Annotated in this window: 19 protein-coding genes; 1 reads left to right on the top strand and 18 read right to left on the bottom strand. The window is 68.2% G+C overall.

Features of this window, described 5'->3' with window-relative positions; genetic code table 11:
- Positions 1-43: 43 nt before the first annotated feature.
- Positions 44-1882 carry a glycosyl hydrolase family 18 protein gene (locus tag ACFWM2_RS38945; protein WP_383290687.1) on the top strand — a complete coding sequence of 613 codons (1839 nt, stop codon included), beginning with the start codon at positions 44-46 and terminating at the stop codon, positions 1880-1882.
- Positions 1883-1974: 92 nt separating this feature from the next.
- On the opposite strand, the gene ACFWM2_RS38940 is transcribed toward ACFWM2_RS38945, so the two are convergent.
- The 18 genes from ACFWM2_RS38940 to ACFWM2_RS38855 all read right to left on the bottom strand — a co-directional run bounded on the left by ACFWM2_RS38940 (position 1975) and on the right by ACFWM2_RS38855 (position 18616).
- Positions 1975-2421, bottom strand: coding sequence for a DUF2550 domain-containing protein (locus tag ACFWM2_RS38940; protein WP_383290684.1), 447 nt, complete (start codon positions 2419-2421; stop codon positions 1975-1977).
- Positions 2422-2593: 172 nt separating this feature from the next.
- Entirely contained in the window at positions 2594-2968 is a 375-nt protein-coding gene (locus ACFWM2_RS38935) for a F0F1 ATP synthase subunit epsilon (RefSeq protein ID WP_168530269.1), read from the bottom strand.
- 127 nt (positions 2969-3095) lie between these two features.
- Positions 3096-4532, bottom strand: coding sequence for a F0F1 ATP synthase subunit beta (gene atpD / locus ACFWM2_RS38930; RefSeq protein ID WP_383290680.1), 1437 nt, complete (start codon positions 4530-4532; stop codon positions 3096-3098).
- On the bottom strand, positions 4532-5449 hold the full coding sequence (locus ACFWM2_RS38925) for a F0F1 ATP synthase subunit gamma (protein WP_383290677.1): 918 nt from the start codon (positions 5447-5449) through the stop codon (positions 4532-4534). Before ACFWM2_RS38925 ends, atpD begins: the two co-directional genes overlap by 1 nt.
- 20 nt (positions 5450-5469) lie before the next feature.
- Complete coding sequence (atpA, locus tag ACFWM2_RS38920; protein WP_383290674.1) at positions 5470-7062, bottom strand: F0F1 ATP synthase subunit alpha; 1593 nt, start codon at positions 7060-7062, stop codon at positions 5470-5472.
- Between the two features lie 125 nt (positions 7063-7187).
- A complete protein-coding gene (locus ACFWM2_RS38915; RefSeq protein WP_383290671.1) occupies positions 7188-8006 on the bottom strand; it encodes a F0F1 ATP synthase subunit delta in 819 nt (272 codons plus the stop codon).
- A complete protein-coding gene (locus tag ACFWM2_RS38910) occupies positions 8003-8548 on the bottom strand; it encodes a F0F1 ATP synthase subunit B (RefSeq protein WP_383290668.1) in 546 nt (181 codons plus the stop codon). Before ACFWM2_RS38910 ends, ACFWM2_RS38915 begins: the two co-directional genes overlap by 4 nt.
- Before the next feature lie 42 nt (positions 8549-8590).
- Positions 8591-8821, bottom strand: a complete 231-nt coding sequence (atpE, locus tag ACFWM2_RS38905) for an ATP synthase F0 subunit C (RefSeq protein WP_024884520.1) — start codon at positions 8819-8821, stop codon at positions 8591-8593.
- 73 nt (positions 8822-8894) lie between these two features.
- Positions 8895-9716 carry a F0F1 ATP synthase subunit A gene (gene atpB, locus ACFWM2_RS38900; RefSeq protein WP_383290665.1) on the bottom strand — a complete coding sequence of 274 codons (822 nt, stop codon included), beginning with the start codon at positions 9714-9716 and terminating at the stop codon, positions 8895-8897.
- A 225-nt stretch (positions 9717-9941) separates the two neighbouring features.
- Positions 9942-10379 (bottom strand): hypothetical protein, encoded by a 438-nt coding sequence (locus ACFWM2_RS38895; RefSeq protein WP_383290662.1) that lies wholly within the window; start codon positions 10377-10379, stop codon positions 9942-9944.
- A gap of 280 nt (positions 10380-10659) precedes the next feature.
- The gene (locus ACFWM2_RS38890; protein WP_383290659.1) at positions 10660-12003 is read right to left on the bottom strand and encodes an MraY family glycosyltransferase; all 1344 of its coding nucleotides are present in this window, start codon (positions 12001-12003) and stop codon (positions 10660-10662) included.
- A gap of 129 nt (positions 12004-12132) precedes the next feature.
- Positions 12133-13371 (bottom strand): serine hydroxymethyltransferase, encoded by a 1239-nt coding sequence (gene glyA, locus ACFWM2_RS38885; protein ID WP_383290656.1) that lies wholly within the window; start codon positions 13369-13371, stop codon positions 12133-12135.
- A 232-nt stretch (positions 13372-13603) separates the two neighbouring features.
- A complete protein-coding gene (locus ACFWM2_RS38880; RefSeq protein WP_383290654.1) occupies positions 13604-14269 on the bottom strand; it encodes a protein-tyrosine-phosphatase in 666 nt (221 codons plus the stop codon).
- Complete coding sequence (locus tag ACFWM2_RS38875) at positions 14266-14913, bottom strand: L-threonylcarbamoyladenylate synthase (protein WP_383290651.1); 648 nt, start codon at positions 14911-14913, stop codon at positions 14266-14268. The genes ACFWM2_RS38880 and ACFWM2_RS38875 overlap by 4 nt, the downstream gene beginning before the upstream one ends.
- Positions 14914-14966: 53 nt before the next feature.
- On the bottom strand, positions 14967-15812 hold the full coding sequence (prmC, locus tag ACFWM2_RS38870) for a peptide chain release factor N(5)-glutamine methyltransferase (protein WP_383290648.1): 846 nt from the start codon (positions 15810-15812) through the stop codon (positions 14967-14969).
- 79 nt (positions 15813-15891) lie between these two features.
- Complete coding sequence (gene prfA, locus ACFWM2_RS38865; protein WP_383290645.1) at positions 15892-16968, bottom strand: peptide chain release factor 1; 1077 nt, start codon at positions 16966-16968, stop codon at positions 15892-15894.
- A 137-nt stretch (positions 16969-17105) separates the two neighbouring features.
- A complete protein-coding gene (rpmE, locus tag ACFWM2_RS38860) occupies positions 17106-17327 on the bottom strand; it encodes a 50S ribosomal protein L31 (RefSeq protein ID WP_383290642.1) in 222 nt (73 codons plus the stop codon).
- Between the two features lie 149 nt (positions 17328-17476).
- Positions 17477-18616, bottom strand: a complete 1140-nt coding sequence (locus ACFWM2_RS38855; RefSeq protein ID WP_383290639.1) for an LCP family protein — start codon at positions 18614-18616, stop codon at positions 17477-17479.
- Positions 18617-18862: the final 246 nt, after the last annotated feature.

Raw genomic sequence — 18862 nt, 5'->3', positions numbered from 1 at the left:
CGAGGGCGCGACGGTGGCGAGCAGACAAAAGAGGAGAGGCATCATGCGCTTCAGACAGAGAGCCAGACAGAGAACCGTGGCAGGGCTCACCACTCTGCTGCTCCCGCTGGCCGCTCTGGTCGGCCTCGCGAGCCCCGCACACGCGGCAAGCACCGCCACCGCCACGTACACCAAGACGCAGGACTGGGGCACCGGCTTCGGCGGCCAGTGGACCGTCAAGAACACCGGTACCTCCAGCATCAGTTCCTGGACGATCGAGTGGGACTTCCCCTCGGGCACGTCCGTCAGCTCGGCCTGGGACGCGGACGTCACCAACTCCGGCACCCACTGGACCGCCAAGAACAAGTCCTACAACGGGACGTTGGCCGCGGGCGCCTCCGTCTCCTTCGGCTTCAACGGCGCGGGCTCGGGAGCACCCTCCAACTGCAAGCTGAACGGCGGCAGTTGTGACGGCGACACCCCCGTCCCCGGCGACAACCCGCCCACCACGCCCGGCACTCCGACCGCGTCCGCCATCACCGATACCTCGGTGAAGCTTTCCTGGAGCGCGGCCACCGACGACAAGGGCATCAAGAACTACGACGTCCTGCGCGGCGGCACCAAGGTCGCCACCGTGACGACCACGTCGTACACGGACACCGGCCTCAGCGCCGGCACCGACTACTCGTACACCGTGCAGGCCCGTGACACCGCCGACCAGACCGGTCCGGTGAGCGGCGCGGTCGCGGTGCACACCACGGGCGGCACCACCACTCCCCCGCCGACCGGCTCCAAGGTCAAGCTCGGATACTTCACCGAGTGGGGCGTCTACGGCCGCAACTACCAGGTCAAGAACCTGGTGACGTCCGGCTCCGCGTCGAAGATCACGCACATCAACTACGCCTTCGGCAACGTCACCGGCGGCAAGTGCGCGATCGGTGACTCCTACGCCGACTACGACAAGGCCTTCACCGCCGACCAGTCGGTCAGCGGCGTGGCCGACACCTGGGACCAGCCGCTGCGCGGCAACTTCAACCAGCTGCGCCAGCTGAAGGCCAAGTACCCGAACATCAAGGTCCTCTGGTCCTTCGGCGGCTGGACCTGGTCCGGCGGCTTCGGTGAGGCCGCGGCCAACCCGGCGGCCTTCGCCCAGTCCTGCTACGACCTGGTCGAGGACCCGCGCTGGGCGGACGTCTTCGACGGCATCGACATCGACTGGGAGTACCCCAACTCCTGCGGCCTGTCCTGCGACACCAGCGGTGCCGCGGCCTACAAGAACCTGATGGGCGCCCTGCGCGCCAAGTTCGGTTCGAACAACCTGGTCACCGCCGCCACCACCGCGGACGGCTCCTCCGGCGGCAAGATCGACGCCGCCGACTACGCGGGCGCCGCGCAGTACGTCGACTGGTACAACGTGATGACGTACGACTTCTTCGGCGCCTTCGACGCGGACGGTCCGACCGCTCCGCACTCCCCGCTCACCTCGTACAGCGGCATCCCGCAGCAGGGCTTCACCACGGCCGACGCGATCGCCAAGTTCAAGTCGAAGGGCGTGCCCGCCAAGAAGCTGCTGATCGGCATCGGGCTCTACGGCCGGGGCTGGACGGGCGTCACCCAGGACGCACCGGGCGGCACGGCGACAGGCCCGGCGGCGGGAACGTACGAGCAGGGGATCGAGGACTACAAGGTCCTCAAGACATCCTGCCCGGCCACCGGCACGATCGCCGGCACGGCCTACGCGCACTGCGGCAACAACTGGTGGAGCTACGACACCCCGGCCACCATCGGCACGAAGATGACCTGGACCAAGGACCAGGGTCTGGGCGGCGCGTTCTTCTGGGAGTTCAGCGGTGACACCAGCAACGGTGAACTGGTGAGCGCCATCAACAGCGGCCTCTCATAGGCCGGTTGTACGACCTGGCCGACTAGGCGACATGGACGCTCCCCCCGGGCTTCGTCCGGGGGGAGCCCCACCCAGCGAGTGAACGTGGCCTTTCAGGCCACGTTCACTCGCTGTCCGGGCGGGGCCGCCTCCAGCCACGCGAGGAAACCGGTCAGCGCGTCCTCGCTCATCGCCAGTTCAAGACGCGTACCCCGGTGCAGACAGGTCAGGATGGTCGCGTCGGAGAGCAGTGCCAGCTCCTCCTCGCCCTCCGGAGGGCGGCGGCCGGCCACCTCGATCGCCTGGCGCTCCAGGACGCGGCGCGGGCGGGGCGCGTAGGAGAAGACGCGGTACCACTCGATGCGGTCGCCGTTGTAGCGGGCGACGCCGTAGCTCCAGCCCTTGCCGTTCCGCTCGCTCTTCTCGGGGACGTCCCAGCGGAGGCTGCAGTCGAACGTTCCGCCTGAGCGCTGGATCAGCCGCCGGCGGAGGCCGAAGACGAACAGCCCCACCACCGCGAGCGCCACTACCAATCCGCACACAGTCAGAGCGAGGACCATCGACACCGACCTCCTCGTCTCCTAGGTAAAACAGGTAACGGAACGGAAAAAAGCACCCTCATCGCCTCAGCCGCGGCCCGGTCTGGATTGCTCCAGTCCCGGCCGCGGCTGAGTCACGTCATCACGTGTGCTCCCCCAGAGCCTAAAGGGCCTGGGAGGTACCCCCGGGGCGTCAGCGTGCCGACACCGCACGCAGGCGGACGTCCGCACGACGCTCGGCGGAGGCATCACCCTCCGCCTTCGCGCGCTCGAGCTCCCGCTCCACGCGCTGGACATCGATCTCGTCCGACAGCTCGGCGATCTCGGCCAGCAGCGACAGCTTGTTGTCCGCGAACGAGATGAAACCGCCGTGCACCGCCGCGACGACCGTTCCACCATCACTCGTACGGATGGTCACCGGGCCCGACTCCAGCACACCGAGCAGCGGCTGGTGACCGGGCATGACCCCGATGTCGCCGGAGGTGGTGCGCGCGACGACCAGGGTGGCCTCGCCGGACCAGACACTGCGGTCCGCGGCGACGAGCTCGACGTGCAGCTCAGCAGCCAAGGTGGGCTCCTCGGGTCACCACCCGGCTTTGCTGCCGGGTGTTGGGTCAAAGTCTAGTAGGCGTACGAAGAGGGGCGGGACGCACCCGCCCCTCTTCGTGAAGCAGTGCTCGATCAGAAGCGCTGGTTCAGGAGACGCCGAGCTCCTTGGCGTTGGCCTTGAGGTCCTCAATGCCACCGCACATGAAGAACGCCTGCTCCGGGAAGTGGTCGTACTCGCCGTCGATGATCGCGTTGAAGGCCGCGATCGACTCCTCCAGCGGGACGTCCGAACCGTCGACGCCGGTGAACTGCTTGGCGGCGTGGGTGTTCTGGGACAGGAAGCGCTCCACGCGACGGGCACGGTGGACGACGAGCTTGTCCTCCTCGCCGAGCTCGTCGATACCGAGGATCGCGATGATGTCCTGGAGGTCCTTGTACTTCTGCAGCACCGTCTTGACGCGCATGGCGGCGTCGTAGTGGTCCTGCGCGATGTAGCGCGGGTCCAGGATGCGGGACGTGGAGTCCAGCGGGTCCACGGCCGGGTAGATGCCCTTCTCGGAGATCGGACGGGAAAGCACCGTCGTCGCGTCGAGGTGGGCGAACGTGGTGGCCGGGGCCGGGTCGGTCAGGTCGTCCGCGGGGACGTAGATCGCCTGCATCGACGTGATCGAGTGACCACGCGTCGAGGTGATGCGCTCCTGCAGCTGACCCATCTCGTCGGCCAGGTTCGGCTGGTAACCCACCGCGGACGGCATACGGCCGAGCAGGGTGGAGACCTCGGAACCGGCCTGGGTGAAGCGGAAGATGTTGTCGATGAAGAACAGCACGTCCTGCTTCTGCACATCGCGGAAGTACTCCGCCATGGTCAGACCGGCCAGGGCCACGCGCAGACGGGTGCCCGGGGGCTCGTCCATCTGACCGAAGACAAGGGCGGTCTTGTCCAGAACGCCGGACTCTTCCATCTCCGCGATGAGGTCGTTGCCCTCACGGGTGCGCTCACCGACGCCCGCGAAGACGGAGACGCCCTCGTGGAGGTTGGCGACACGCATGATCATTTCCTGGATCAGCACGGTCTTGCCGACACCGGCACCACCGAACAGACCGATCTTTCCACCCTTGACGTACGGGGTGAGCAGGTCGACGACCTTCAGGCCGGTCTCGAACATCTCGGTCTTCGACTCGAGCTGGTCGAACGCCGGGGCCTTGCGGTGGATGGACCAGCGCTCGCCGTCGTACGTCTCGTCGACGTTCAGCACCTCACCGAGGGTGTTGAACACCTTGCCCTTGGTGAAGTCGCCGACCGGGACGCTGATGCCCGAGCCGGTGTCGGTCACCGTGGCCTGGCGGACCAGACCGTCGGTGGGCTGCATCGAGATGGTGCGGACCACGCCGTCACCCAGGTGCTGGGCGACCTCGAGGGTCAGCGTCTTCTTCTCGCCGGCGTTGGCCGGGTCGGCCACCTCGACGTGAAGGGCGTTGTAGATCTCCGGCATCGCGTCGACGGGGAACTCCACGTCGACGACCGGGCCGATGACCCGGGCGACGCGGCCCGTGGCAACGGCCGTCTCAACAGTGGTCGTCATTACTTGTCACTCCCCGCGGTCGCGTCGGCAAGGGCTGCGGAGCCACCGACGATCTCGCTGATTTCCTGGGTGATTTCGGCCTGGCGGGCCGCATTGGCAAGGCGGGAGAGCGAGGTGATCAGGTCTCCCGCGTTGTCGGTCGCCGACTTCATCGCGCGGCGCGTGGCGGCGTGCTTGGAGGCAGCCGACTGGAGCAGCGCGTTGTAGATACGGCTTTCGACGTACCGCGGCAGCAGGGCGTCCAGGACGTCCTCCGCCGACGGCTCGAACTCGTACAGCGGAAGGATCTCGCCCTTGGGCGCGATCTCTTCCGCCACCTCTTCGAGGCGAAGGGGCAGCAGGCGGCTGTCGAGGGCCGTCTGCGTCATCATCGAGACGAACTCGGTGTAGACGATGTGGAGTTCGTCCACGCCGCCGTCCGCCGTCTCCTTCTCGATGGCCTCGATCAGCGGAACCGCGACCTTCTTGGCGTCCGCGTAAGTGGGCTCGTCGGTGAAGCCCGACCACGACTCCGCGACCTTGCGCTCACGGAAGTTGTAGTGGGCCAGACCACGGCGGCCGACGATGTACGTGTCGACCTCCTTGCCCTCCGCCTCGAGGCGGACGGTCAGCTGCTCCGCCGCCTTGATGGCGTTGGAGTTGAAGGCGCCGGCCAGTCCGCGGTCGCTCGTGAGGAGCAGCACCGCGGAACGGGTCGCCGTCTCCGCCTCCGTGGTCAGCGGGTGCTTGGTGTTCGAACCCGTTCCGACCGCCGTGACCGCGCGGGTGAGCTCGGTCGCGTACGGCGTGGAGGCCGCCACCTTGCGCTGCGCCTTGACGACGCGCGAGGCGGCGATCATCTCCATCGCCTTGGTGATCTTCTTGGTCGCGGTGACGGATTTGATGCGACGCTTGTAGACCCGGAGCTGGGCTCCCATGAGTCAGGTCCCTTCCGTCGTCACTTGCCCGAAGCGGCAGGGGTGTCCTCGCCGAGGAGCTTGCCGTCCGACGTCTCGAACTGCTTCTTGAAGTCCGCGATGGCGTCGGCGATGGCCTGCAACGTGTCGTCGGACATCTTGGCGCCCTCCTTGATGGAGGTCATGAGGCCCTGCTCCTTGCGGTGCAGGTACTCGAGCAGCTCCTTCTCGAAGCGGCGGATGTCGTTGACCGGCACCTCGTCCATCTTGCCGGTGGTACCGGCCCAGACGGAGACGACCTGGTCCTCGGTCGGCATCGGCTGGTACTGCGGCTGCTTGAGCAGCTCGACCATCCGCTGACCGCGCTCCAGCTGCGACTTCGACGCGGCGTCCAGGTCGGAACCGAAGGCGGCGAACGCCTCCAGCTCACGGAACTGGGCGAGGTCCACGCGGAGCCGTCCGGAAACCTGGCGCATCGCCTTGTGCTGCGCGGAGCCACCGACTCGGGAGACGGAGATACCGACGTTCAGCGCGGGACGCTGACCGGCGTTGAACAGGTCCGACTCCAGGAAGCACTGGCCGTCGGTGATGGAGATGACGTTGGTCGGGATGAACGCCGACACGTCGTTCGCCTTGGTCTCGACGATCGGCAGACCCGTCATCGAACCGGCGCCCATCTCGTCGGACAGCTTCGCGCAGCGCTCCAGCAGACGGGAGTGCAGGTAGAAGACGTCACCGGGGTAGGCCTCGCGCCCCGGCGGACGGCGCAGCAGCAGGGACACGGCGCGGTAGGCGTCGGCCTGCTTCGAGAGGTCGTCGAAGATGATGAGGACGTGCTTGCCCTCGTACATCCACTGCTGACCGATGGCCGAACCGGTGTACGGCGCAAGGTACTTGAAGCCGGCCGGGTCGGACGCCGGGGCGGCGACGATGGTCGTGTACTCGAGCGCGCCGGCCTCTTCCAGGGCACCGCGCACGGAGGCGATGGTGGAGCCCTTCTGACCGATGGCGACGTAGATGCAGCGGACCTGCTTCTTCGGGTCGCCCGAGCGCCAGTTGTCGCGCTGGTTGATGATCGTGTCGACGGCCAGAGCGGTCTTGCCGGTCTGACGGTCGCCGATGATCAGCTGACGCTGGCCACGGCCGATCGGGGTCATCGCGTCGACAGCCTTGTAGCCGGTCTCCATCGGCTCGTGCACCGACTTACGGACCATGACGCCCGGTGCCTGCAGCTCGAGGGCGCGGCGGCCGGACGTCTCGATCTCGCCGAGGCCGTCGATCGGGGTGCCGAGCGGGTCGACGACGCGGCCGAGGTAACCCTCGCCCACCGCGACGGACAGGACCTCGCCGGTACGCGTGACCGGCTGACCCTCCTCGACACCGCTGAATTCACCGAGGACGACCGCACCGATCTCGCGCTCTTCCAGGTTCAGCGCGAGACCGAGAGTGCCGTCCTCGAACTTCAGCAGTTCGTTCGCCATGGCCGAGGGAAGGCCCTCGATCTTGGCGATACCGTCGCCGGCGACGGTGACCGTACCGACCTCCTCGCGCGAGGCCGCGTCCGGCTTGTACGACTGGACAAAGTTCTCCAGCGCGTCCCGGATCTCCTCCGGCCGGATCGTGAGCTCCGCCATCTGGGTTCCCTGCTCTCCTTGTTGGGCCCGAAGTTTTCTTGGGGGGTCTGGGGTCAGCCCCCAGGAATCCTCTGCACGGCCCAACCAGGGCCGTAAGCACTGCGTTCTTGCGTATTGAGTTGCTGCTAGCCGGCCATACGGCGACTGGCGTCCTCGATCCGGTCCGAGATCGAACCGTTGATGACCTCGTCACCGACCTGCACCCGGATCCCGCCGAGGACCTCGGGGTCCACGTCGAGGTTGAGGTGCATCTGCCGGCCGTAGAGCTTCGCCAGAGCGGCGCCGAGGCGCTGCTTCTGTCCGTCACTCAGCGGTACCGCCGAGGTCACGACGGCGACCGTACGGTCCCGGCGCGCGGCGGCCAGCTTGGACAGGGACTCCAGTCCCGCTTCCAGGCTACGTCCACGCGGCGCGGTCACAAGGCGCGTCACCAGACGCTCGGTCGCTGCGTTGGCCCGGCCGCCGAGCAGGCTGCTCAGCAGCTCGCCCTTCGCGGCCTTGCCGGCGGTGCGGCTGGTCAGCGCGGCGCGCAGCTCGGTGCTCGAGGTGACGATCCGGCCGAACCGGAACAGCTCGTCCTCCACGTCGTCGAGCGCACCGGCCTGCTGCGCGGCGGTGAGGTCTGCGGTGTTCGCCAGGTCCTCGAGGGCGTCCACCAGGTCGCGGGGCTGCGACCAGCGGGAACGCACCAGTCCGGACACCAGATCGATGGTCGTGCTGCTGACCTGGCCGCCGAACAGGCGCCCGGCCAGCTCGGCCTTGGCCTCACCGGGCTGCGCCGGGTCGGTCAGGACCCGACGCAGCGACACCTCGCGGTTGAGCAGCGCGGTGACGGCGGCCAGCTCGTCGGCGAGCTGCGCCGCGTCCACGGACGTCGAGTCCGTCAGCGCGTCGAGTCGCTCACGTGCGGCTGCCAGTGCCTGGCGGCTCGCTCCCGCTGTCATCGAGTCGCCTCGGCCTTCTCCTCGAGCTCGTCGAGGAAACGGTCGATCGTGCGGCTCTGCCGGGCGTGGTCCTCGAGGGACTCACCGACGAGCTTGCCGGCCAGGTCGGTGGCAAGCTTGCCGACGTCCTGACGCAGCGAGGACGCGGCGGCCTTGCGGTCGGCCTCGATCTGCGAGTGACCCGCGGCGATGATTTCCTCACGCTGCCGCTGGCCTTCCGCACGCATCTCGGCGATGAGCGTGGCGCCCTGCTCCTGCGCCTCCTGGCGCAGACGCGCGGCCTCGTGCCGGGCCTCGGCGAGCTGAGCCTTGTACTGCTCAAGCACGCTCTGGGCCTCGGACTGAGCGGCCTCGGCCTTCTCGATACCGCCCTCGATGGCCTCGCGACGCTCTTCCAGAACCTTGTTGATGGTCGGGAGAAGCTTCTTGGCGAGGAAGCCGAAGACGATGACGAACGCGATCAGACCGATGACGAGCTCGGGGATCGGCGGAACGAGAGGGTTCTCCGTCTCCTCGGCCGCCAGAATGAGCAGCTGGCTCATGTCAGTGCCTTTCGTCTAGTCGGCTGGTCGTGGATCCGTAGATCACTTGCCGTAGACGAACGGCATGACCAGACCGATGAGGGCGAGCGCCTCACAGAAGGCGAAGCCGAGGATCTGGTTGGCGCGGATCAGGCCGGCAGCCTCGGGCTGGCGGGCGAGGGCCTGGGTGCCGTTACCGAAGATGATGCCGACGCCGACGCCGGGGCCGATGGCAGCGAGGCCGTAACCGATGGAGCCGAGCGAGCCGGAAACAGCGGCAAGGGTCTGGGACATGCCAGTTCTTCCTTTTCTGTACGGACCGGTGGGGGTTGGCCACCGGACGTCTGCGGGTTGGTGGGGACGTGGCTCAGTGGTGCTCGGCGAGCGCGCCCTGGATGAAGGTGCAGGTCAGCAGCACGAACACATAAGCCTGCAGGGCCTGGATGAACAGCTCGAAGGCCGTCATGACGAGGACCATGATGAACGAGACGCCGGCATACGCGATTCCGATGCCGTTCAGCAGGTACCAGCTGGCGATCGTGAAGAGCAGCAGCAGCGTGTGACCCGCGAACATGTTCGCGAAGAGTCGAACCGCGTGCGTGAACGGCCTGACGAGCAGGTTCGAGAAGAACTCGATCAGCATGGCCAGCGGCAGCACCGGGCCGAGCGACTTGTCGTAGCCCGTGAAGTTCTTGAAGGCACCGACGAAGCCGTGGCGCTTGAAGGTCAGCGAGACCCAGAGCACGTAGACGATCAGCGCGAGAACAACCGGGTACGAAATGATCGACGTGACCGGGAACTGGGCGACCGGCACGATCGACCAGAGGTTCATCATCCAGACGAAGAAGAAGAGCGAGACGACGAGCGGTACGTACTTCTCGCCTTCCTTCTTGCCGATGGTCTCGTAGACGATGCCGCGCCGGACAAAGTCGTAACCCGCCTCGGCGACCATCTGGAGCTTGCCCGGGACGACCTTCGGCTTGCGGAAGGCGGCCCAGAAGAACCCGACGATGATGATCGAGCCGAGCAGCGCCAGCAGCATCGTCTTGTTGAAGTACACGTTGCTGTCCCCGTCGCCCCAGAGGGGTTCGAACAGGAACGAGTGCAGGCCGGGAGCCGGGAAGCCACAGCCGTCGAAGATGTGGCAGTCGGTCTCGAAGGCGAGCACCTGCGTCGGGTCAGCACTCACCGCGGGCTCCTTCAGCGTGGCGCATAGGTACGGCAACCTCGTTGTGTCGGCGCGGCGCGCAGCCGCGGTTCGGCACTGGACTGGTGTTTCGGATGTGGGGGCGGCTGTCGGGCATCAAGCCTCGCGTTTGAGCAGGCGTCAGCTCAGATGCCCGCGCCCGCGATGCCGCAGTTGGCACCGGACGATAGCAGGATCTCCTGGGCGCCTTTATCCCGGCCCTACCCCTCACGACGAGTGCCCGGTCTTTTCGGGCTTGTCGCCCTTCGAGGAGTCGGGTTCGACATAGAGGATCTTGGCCTTCATGAAGGCGCGCGCCTGTGCGCCGATCCACGCGAGGGTGGCGGCGACGAGCGTGATGGCGAAAGCCTTGGGGTTGAACAGCGATGTGTTCTTGAACGCGGCGACGAAGATGAACAGCAGAAGAATCTGCGCCGCGTAGAGCATGAGGCCCATCGCCTGGAACAGGTGCGGAAGCGATTTGGCAGTGCGCTGCAGTACGTAGAGCCCGATGCCCATGAAGAGGATCACGACCAGCGTCGCGACGAGCGCCCCGATGGCTCCCTTGCCACCGGCGACCACACCGCTGACGACGGCGGCAATCGCGCCGACGGCAGCCGTGGGCACGGCAGCCTGAAGGAGAATCCGGACGTCATTGGACGGCATGGCGGCAACTCCGCTTGTAAGGGGGGCGGTCGTCATGGACGAGCGTAGTCCCGGGCTGAGAGAGAACCTCACGCCAAGAGACCCTCGCACTACGGTCCTTCGGCTCTGTCCCGGGTTCTCGTGAACCGTATCACAAACTATTTGATGAGGTCTTTACCTGGTTGGTGTGCCAACTGTCACACATGAGAGTGAAGCTGCGCGTCTGTGCGCTCGCGCGGTCAAGTTGTCTGGTATTGGGGCGGTTTGCCGACGCCGCCTCTTGCAAGATTCTTACCTTGCGTCAACGTGACGAGCCGGCCCCGCGCCTGTCCGCCAACCGCGAACGAGCGCCAACTGCCGTCGCCCCATTGGCTCCTGAGACCCCCGCCGCGACCGGAGCGCGGTGCTCCTCAGCGCTCGGCACACAGGCCGCGGGCGGTACGCCGTCCGCTGCCAGGACCTCCGGCTCGCCCTCGCCGCCACGGCGGTAGCGGGGCGGCACGAAACGCTCGGCCCAGCGCGGGATGCGCGGAGTGAAGCGCGGCAGCAGGAGCAGCACCAGCCCGACCGCACTGCATCCCATGATCCCGAGCACGATCCACATGGACGCCGAGTTGACCGAGAAGGCCAGGGCGCCGAAGGCGATCACCGCCGACCAGAAGTACATGATCAGGACGGCCCGGCTGTGCGAGTGGCCGACCTCCAGCAGACGGTGGTGCAGATGTCCGCGGTCGGCGGCGAACGGCGACTGTCCGCGCCAGGTGCGCCGCACGATGGCGAGCACCAGGTCGGCGGCCGGCACCGCGATGATCGTCAGCGGGAGCAGCAGCGGGATGTACACGGGCACCGTCTGGTGCACGGTGTTGCGCTCCGAGCCGGAGAACAGGTTCATCGCGTCGGGGTCGATCTGCCCGGTGATGGAGATCGCGCCGGCGGCGAGCACCAGCCCGATCAGCATCGAGCCGGAGTCGCCCATGAAGATCCGCGCGGGGTGCATGTTGTGCGGCAGGAAGCCCAGGCACATGCCCATCAGGATCGCCGAGAAGAGCGTCGCGGGGGCGGCGGCCTCGATGCCGTAGCTGTACCAGATGCGGTACGCGTACAGGAAGAACGCGGCGGACGCGATGCACACCATGCCCGAGGCGAGGCCGTCGAGGCCGTCCACGAAGTTCACCGCGTTGATGGTGATGACGACGAGCGCGACGGTGAGCAGGGTGCCCTGCCACTGGGTCAGCGCGACCAGGCCGACGCCCGGGATGGGCAGCCACAGGATCGTCAGACCCTGCATGACCATGACGCCGGCGGCGATCATCTGGCCGCCCAGCTTGATCAGGGCGTCGATCTCGAACTTGTCGTCCAGGACGCCGATCAGCCAGATCAGGGCGGCTCCGGAGAGCAGGGCCCGCGGTTCGTTCGAGTTGGCGAAGACCTCGTTGAGGTTCTCCAGGTGGTCGGCGACCAGCAGGCCGGCGCAGAGCCCGAAGAACATGGCGATCCCGCCGAGTCGCGGAGTGGGTTCCCGGTGCACGTCACGTGCCCGGATCTCCGGCATGGCTCCGGCCACGATCGCGAACTTCCGTACCGGCCCTGTCAGCAGATACGTCACCGCGGCCGTGATGCAGAGCGTCAGCAGGTATTCACGCACGGGCTTCCCCACAGGTCTCGCTGGCCATCTCAGCCCCACACCCTAGCTTCGCGCGCATATGAGTGGGGACATCCGGGTAGCGACGATGGTTGCACGAGAGACTGTGGGCGTGATCCCGACCACCCCCCGCTAGCCGGGATACGGCGGAAATCCGCCGGTCAGCTCCCGCACCTCGTCACGTGCGCGCTTCCCGTCGATCTCGGCACGCAGCACACCCCCGAAGAGTACGGCGATCCGCACCATCTCCGTCGCACCCATGCCCTGGGTGGTGATCGCCGCGGTGCCCAGGCGCAGCCCCCGGGCGTCTCCGTAGGGCAGCGCACAGGTGTCGAGGACCATGCCGGCGGCGGCGAGCCGGCCACGCGCGGTACGTCCGTCGAGGCCGAGCGGTGCGGGGTCCACGGTCAGCAGGTGGGTGTCGGTGCCGCCGGTGGTGACGGCGAGACCCTGGCCGGCCAGCGCCTCGGCGAGCACCCGCGCGGAGGCGACCACCTGATGGGCGTACGCCGTGAAGGCCGGTGTTGCCGCCTCGCCGAACGCGACCGCCTTGGCGGCGATGGTGTGCATCTGCGCGCCGCCCTGCGTGAACGGGAAGACGGCCCGGTCGACCCGCTCCGCCAGCTCACCGCCGCACAGGATCATCCCACCGCGCGGGCCGCGCAGAACCTTGTGGGTGGTGGCACACACGACATCGGCGTACGGCACCGGACTGGGCGCCGCTCCCCCGGCGACGAGCCCGATGGGATGGGCGGCGTCGGCGATGAGATAGGCGCCCACCTCGTCGGCGATCTCCCGGAAGGCCGCGTAGTCGATGTGCCGCGGATAGGAGATGGAGCCGCACACGACGGCTTTGGGGCGGTGGGCACGGGCGAGCGCGCGCACCTGCTCGTAGTCGATCAGGCCGCTCTCCGCGTCGACGCCGTAGCCGACGAAGTCGAACCAGCGGCCGGAGAAGTTCGCGGGTGAGCCGTGGGTGAGGTGGCCGCCGAAGGGCAGGCCCATCGCGAGCACCGTGTCGCCGGGGCGCAGCAGCGCCGCGTACGCGGCGAGGACGGCCGAAGACCCGGAGTGGGACTGCACGTTGGCGTGTTCCGCACCGAAGAGGCCCTTGGCCCGGTCCACGGCGAGACGTTCGGCGACGTCGACGATCTCGCAGCCGCCGTGGTGACGGGCACCGGGGTAGCCCTCGGCGTACTTGTTGGCGAGGGGAGAACCCAGGGCGGCGAGGACGGCCGGCGAGGTGAAGTTCTCGGCGGCGATCAGCTGCAACGTCGTCGACTGCCGGTCGAGCTCACCCAGCAGGATCTCGGCGAGCTCGGGGTCCTGGCGACGCAGGGCATCCGCTTCCAGCGTTTGTGTGACCGGCATGGTGGACTCCGGACCTCGGCGGGGGGTGCGCTACGTCCAATGTAGAACCGCGACCGCCCAGGCGCCCGGTGTTACGTCCGTGCAGGTACACCCGTCAGCGCCGTCACGACCGGATCGAGTGCCTCGTTGAGCCCAGTCCTCGACGCGCCCTCGCACCGCTCGGCCCTGACGGGCCTCCCGGGCTTCGCGCCGCTGCGCCGGACTCCGTCCGTCGGTCCTGGTCGCGGCCCGATCACGTCCGTGCAGGTACACCCGTCAGCGCCGTCACGACCGGATCGAGTGCCTCGTTGATCTCGTCCCCGATCGAGCGGAAGAACGGGAGGGGCGCCCCGTACGGGTCGTACACCTCGTCCGCCTCCGCGGTCGGCGCGAGCAGCCAGCCGCGCAGCGCCGCGGCGGCCCGCACCAGGGCGCGAGCCCGCTCGATCACACCGTCCTCCAGGGGCGGCAGTGTGGCTGGATCTATCGCCCTGACGAGGCGGGTGAACTCCTTCAGGGTGAAGGTGCGCAGGCCTGCCGAGTGGCCCATGGAGATGACCTGGGCCCGGTGGTCGCGGGTGGCGGTGAGGACCAGGTCGGCCCGGATGACGTGCTCGTCGAGGAGTTCGCGGCCGACAAAGCCGGAGGCGTCCGCGCCGAAGTCCGCGAGGACGGCCTCGGCGTTGGCCTCCATGGGCGCGCCCTCGTGTCCCCAGGTGCCGGCGCTCTCCACGGTCAGACCGCCCCACAGCGGGTCGCCCAGCCGGTCCGCCAGGGCATGGCGGGTCAGCCGCTCGGTGATCGGCGAGCGGCACACGTTGCCGGTGCTGACGTGGAGGATGCGGAAGGACCCCCTGGGGGACCCGTTGGCCCCCGTGATCCCCGTGCCTATGCCACGCCCCGCGTCAGGGGCTGTCAATTCGCCACCTCGAGGTCGGGTACGACCTTCCGCAGCTCCTCGGCCGACAGTGCCCCCTCGCGCAGCAGCACGGGCACCCGGCCGGTCACGTCGACGATCGAGGAGGGGACGATGCCGGGGGTCGGACCGCCGTCCAGGTAGACGGAGATGGAGTCGCCGAGCATCTCCTGCGCGGCGTCGCAGTCCTCCGGCGACGGGTGTCCCGTGAGGTTGGCGGAGGACACCGCCATCGGGCCGACCTCCGTCAGCAGTTCGATGGCGACCGGGTGCAGCGGCATGCGCACGGCGACGGTGCCCCGGGTGTCCCCCAGGTCCCACTGCAGGGACGGCTGGTGCTTGGCGACGATCGTCAGCGCGCCCGGCCAGAACGCGTCGACGAGCTCCCAGGCCATCTCGGAGAAGTCCGTGACCAGCCCGTGCAGCGTGTTCGGGGAGCCGATCAGGACAGGGGTGGGCATGTTGCGGCCCCGGCCCTTGGCGTCCAGCAGATCGGCGACGGCCTCGGAGCTGAACGCGTCGGCGCCGACGCCGTACACGGTGTCCGTCGGCAGCACCACGAGCTCGCCACGGCGGACGGCGGACGCGGCCTCGCGCAGACCGGTGGCGCGGTCGGTCGCGTCGTTGGTGTCGTATCGCCGTGCCATCTAGCGGGCCTCCTCGTACACGTACTGCTGGCTTGAAGAAACGGTGGGCGTGCTCACGGCATCGCCCTGCGTGCGGTCGCGAACCGCGGCCGGTTGTTGAGGTCCGGGTGATCGGCCGCGTCGGCCCAGCCCCGCTCCTCGGTGAAGATCCACGGAACCTGTCCGCCCTGCGTGTCGGCGTGCTCGATGACGACGACGCCGCCCGGGCGCAGCAGGCGGTGTGCGGTGCGCTCGATGCCCCGGATCAGGTCGAGGCCGTCCTCCCCGGAGAACAGGGCGAGTTGGGGATCGTAGTCCCGGGCCTCGGGCTGGACGTACTCCCATTCCGTGAGCGGGATGTACGGCGGGTTGGAGATCACCAGGTCCACCTGGCCGTCGAGGTCGGGGAAGGCCTCCAGGGCGTCTCCCTGGCGCAGGTCGACCCTGGACCCCTCGACGTTCTTGCGCGTCCACTGGAGGGCGTCCTCGGACAGCTCCACGGCGTGTACCCGGGAGCGCGGGACCTCCTGCGCGAGGGCGAGCGCGATGGCGCCGGAGCCCGTGCACAGGTCCACGATCAGCGGTTCCACGACGTCCATCGCGCGGACGGCGTCTATGGCCCAGCCGACGACGGACTCGGTCTCCGGCCGGGGCACGAACACCCCTGGCCCGACCTGGAGTTCCAGATAACGGAAGTAGGCCCGCCCGGTGATGTGCTGGAGCGGCTCGCGGGCCTCGCGGCGCGCTGTCACCTCCCAGTAACGGGCGTCGAAGTCGGTGTCCTTGACGGTGTGCAGCTCGCCCCGCTTCACGCCGTGCACGAAGGCGGCGAGCTCCTCCGCGTCGTTGCGCGGCGAGGGCACGCCGGCGTCGGCCAGCCGCTGGGTGGCCTGGGCCACTTCCGCGAGCAGCAGGTTCACGCTGGTCCTCCGGGGGCTGAGCTGTTGTCGTCGTACGGCTTACGACTGTTGTCCACGTGCCTGGTCGGCGGTACGGCTCTTACGCGGCGGCGAGCTTGGCAGCCGAGTCCGCGTCGACGCACGCCTGGATCATGGCGTCGAGATCACCGTCGAGCACCTGGTCCAAGTTGTACGCCTTGAAGCCGACGCGGTGGTCCGAGATGCGGTTCTCCGGGAAGTTGTACGTACGGATCTTCTCGGAGCGGTCGACGGTGCGGACCTGGCTGCGGCGGGCGTCCGCGGCCTCCCGCTCCGCTTCCTCCTGGGCCGCCGCGAGGAGCCTGGAGCGCAGGATACGCATCGCCTGCTCCTTGTTCTGCAGCTGGCTCTTCTCGTTCTGGCAGGAGGCGACGACTCCGGTCGGAATGTGCGTGATGCGCACCGCGGAGTCGGTGGTGTTGACGGACTGGCCACCGGGGCCCGACGAACGGTAGACGTCGATGCGCAGATCGTTCGCGTGGATCTCGACGTCGACCTCCTCGGCCTCGGGCGTGACCAGTACGCCGGCGGCGGAGGTGTGGATCCGGCCCTGCGACTCGGTCGACGGCACGCGCTGCACGCGGTGCACTCCGCCCTCGTACTTGAGGCGGGCCCAGACACCCTGGCCGGGCTCGGTCGCGCCGTTGCCGCCCTTGGTCTTCACGGCGACCTGGACGTCCTTGTAGCCGCCGAGCTCGGACTCGGTGGAGTCGATGATCTCGGTCTTCCAGCCGACCCGCTCGGCGTAGCGCAGATACATGCGCAGCAGGTCACCGGCGAACAGCGCCGACTCGTCGCCGCCCGCGCCCGCCTTGATCTCGAGGATGACGTCCTTGTCGTCGCTGGGGTCGCGCGGGACGAGCAGCAGACGCAGCTTCTCGGTGAGCGCCTCGCGCTGCTTCTCCAGGTCCTTGACCTCGGCGGCGAAATCGGGGTCGTCGGCGACGAACTCCTTCGCCGTCTCGATGTCCTCCCCGGTCTGCTTCCAGGAGCGGTACGTCGCGACGATCGGGGTCAGCTCGGCGTAGCGCTTGTTGAGCTTGCGCGCGTTGGCCTGGTCGGCGTGGACCGACGGGTCAGCGAGCTTCTTCTCCAGATCGGCGTGCTCGCCGATGAGTTCCTCGACCGCCTCGAACATCTCCGGCTCCAATGGGCTGTCCCCGGCTCCTCAGGAGCGTGGGGACGTAGGTACTACGACGAATGGGGGCTGCACCGCAAAGCGCCGGTCCCGATGCCCCCTGCGCGGGGGCACCGGAGACCGGCGCTGTGGGCTCGCTACTTCTTGGCAGCGGCAGCCTTGCCGAAGCGGGCCTCGAAGCGGGCCACACGGCCACCGGTGTCGAGGATCTTCTGCTTGCCCGTGTAGAACGGGTGGCACTCGGAGCAGACCTCGGCGCGGACGGTGCCGCTGGAGATCGTGCTGCGGGTGATGAACGACGCGCCACAGGTGCAGCTGACCTGCGTCTCGACGTACTCGGGGTGGATGTCGCGCTTCAAGGTGTCTCCTAGTTTCGGGAGGGCGCCGGGTCGCCGCCGCGGATTGCGGGAGCGTGAACCGGAGCCGACGTACCAGTCTGCCAGCACTGGCGTCATCCCCCAAAACCGGGGGGACGGGTGATCTATTCCCGGCGGGGGTCCGGCGCGGCTCAGCCGGAGCTGACGACGCCCTTCGCGCCACCGCCGGCCGTGCCCTCGGTGGCCGCCTTCGGGATCGCCCGGTCGTTCTTGAGGGCGTCCCAGACCAGCTGCGCCTTGGACTTGTCGACCAGGACGCGGTTGGCGTCCGCACTGTCGTACTGGACCGGCATCGTCACCATGTTCATCTTGGACGAGCTGATGCCCTTGAGACCGCTCGCGAAGGACGCGAGGTTCTTGACGGAGGCGAGATCGGAGTCGGTGGTGACCGTCTTCGTCGCCGTGTCGGCGAGGTCGTACAGCTTCTTCGGGTTGGTCAGCACGCCGACGTCCTTGACCTGGTTGGTCAGGGCCTTGATGAACGCCTGCTGGAGCTGGATGCGGCCGAGGTCGGAGCCGTCGCCGACGCCGTGCCGGGTGCGGACCAGGCCGAGTGCCTGCTCGCCGTCGAGCGTGTGCTTGCCGGCCTTCAGGTTCAGGTGGCTGTCCGGGTCGGCGATGTCCTTGGTGGTGGTGATGTCCACCCCGCCGAGGTCGTCGATGAGCTTCTGGAAGCCGCTGAAGTCGACCTCGACGTAGTGGTCCATGCGGATACCGGTCATGGACTCGACGGTCTTCACCGCACAGGCGGCGCCGCCGGTGGAGTACGCGGAGTTGAACATGACGCTCGACGCGGCGTCGTGCGTGGTGCCCTTGGGGTCCGTGCACGAGGGCCGCTCGACGAGGGTGTCGCGGGGTATGGAGACCACGCTGGCCTTCTTGTGACCCTCGTAGACGTGCACGACCATCGCCGTGTCCGAGCGGGCGCTGCCGTCGTCGGTACCGCCGCCGAGCTGCTTGTTCGTGCCGGAGCGGGTGTCCGAGCCCAGGACGAGGATGTCCTCGGAGCCGTTGTCGACGTTCACCGGCCGGTCGTTGCCGAGTGCCTGGTTGATGTCGACGCTCTTGATGTTGCCGTTGAGCTTGAAGTACACGTACCCGACGCCGGTGCCGCCAAGGACGACGACGCCGGCCGCGGCCCAGGCCGTGATCAGCAGGGCCTTGCGGCGCTTGCTGCGGGTCTTGCGACGGCGGCCCTTCGCACGGCGGCGCGGCCCGGTGGTACCGGGTTCGGGCGGTGTGCCGGGTTCCGGCATGCTCTCGGCAGACATGTGCTCCTCAGTCCTCGTTCGGTCGGTTACCCCCTGCTTTCAGGGCTAGGCCCGGTCGGGCCCTGGGCCCGGTCCGTCGTGACGCGTACGGCTCCATGGTCACTCCGTACGGTCAGACGGCGAAACTCGGAAAAGGGTTGCACAACGCAGCGTGCCCGCCGAGTACGGCGGCGGGCACGCTGCGTGATCACGAATCCGCGTGAAACGGCGCTCACCTTCGATTTCCGCCCGTCGCGCCGACCCCCC

The sequence above is a fragment of the Streptomyces sp. NPDC058371 genome (genome assembly GCF_042723265.1).
Lineage (GTDB): Bacteria > Actinomycetota > Actinomycetes > Streptomycetales > Streptomycetaceae > Streptomyces.
Note: the sequence above shows the minus strand (reverse complement) of the source record. Positions and strands in the feature narration are given on the sequence as shown.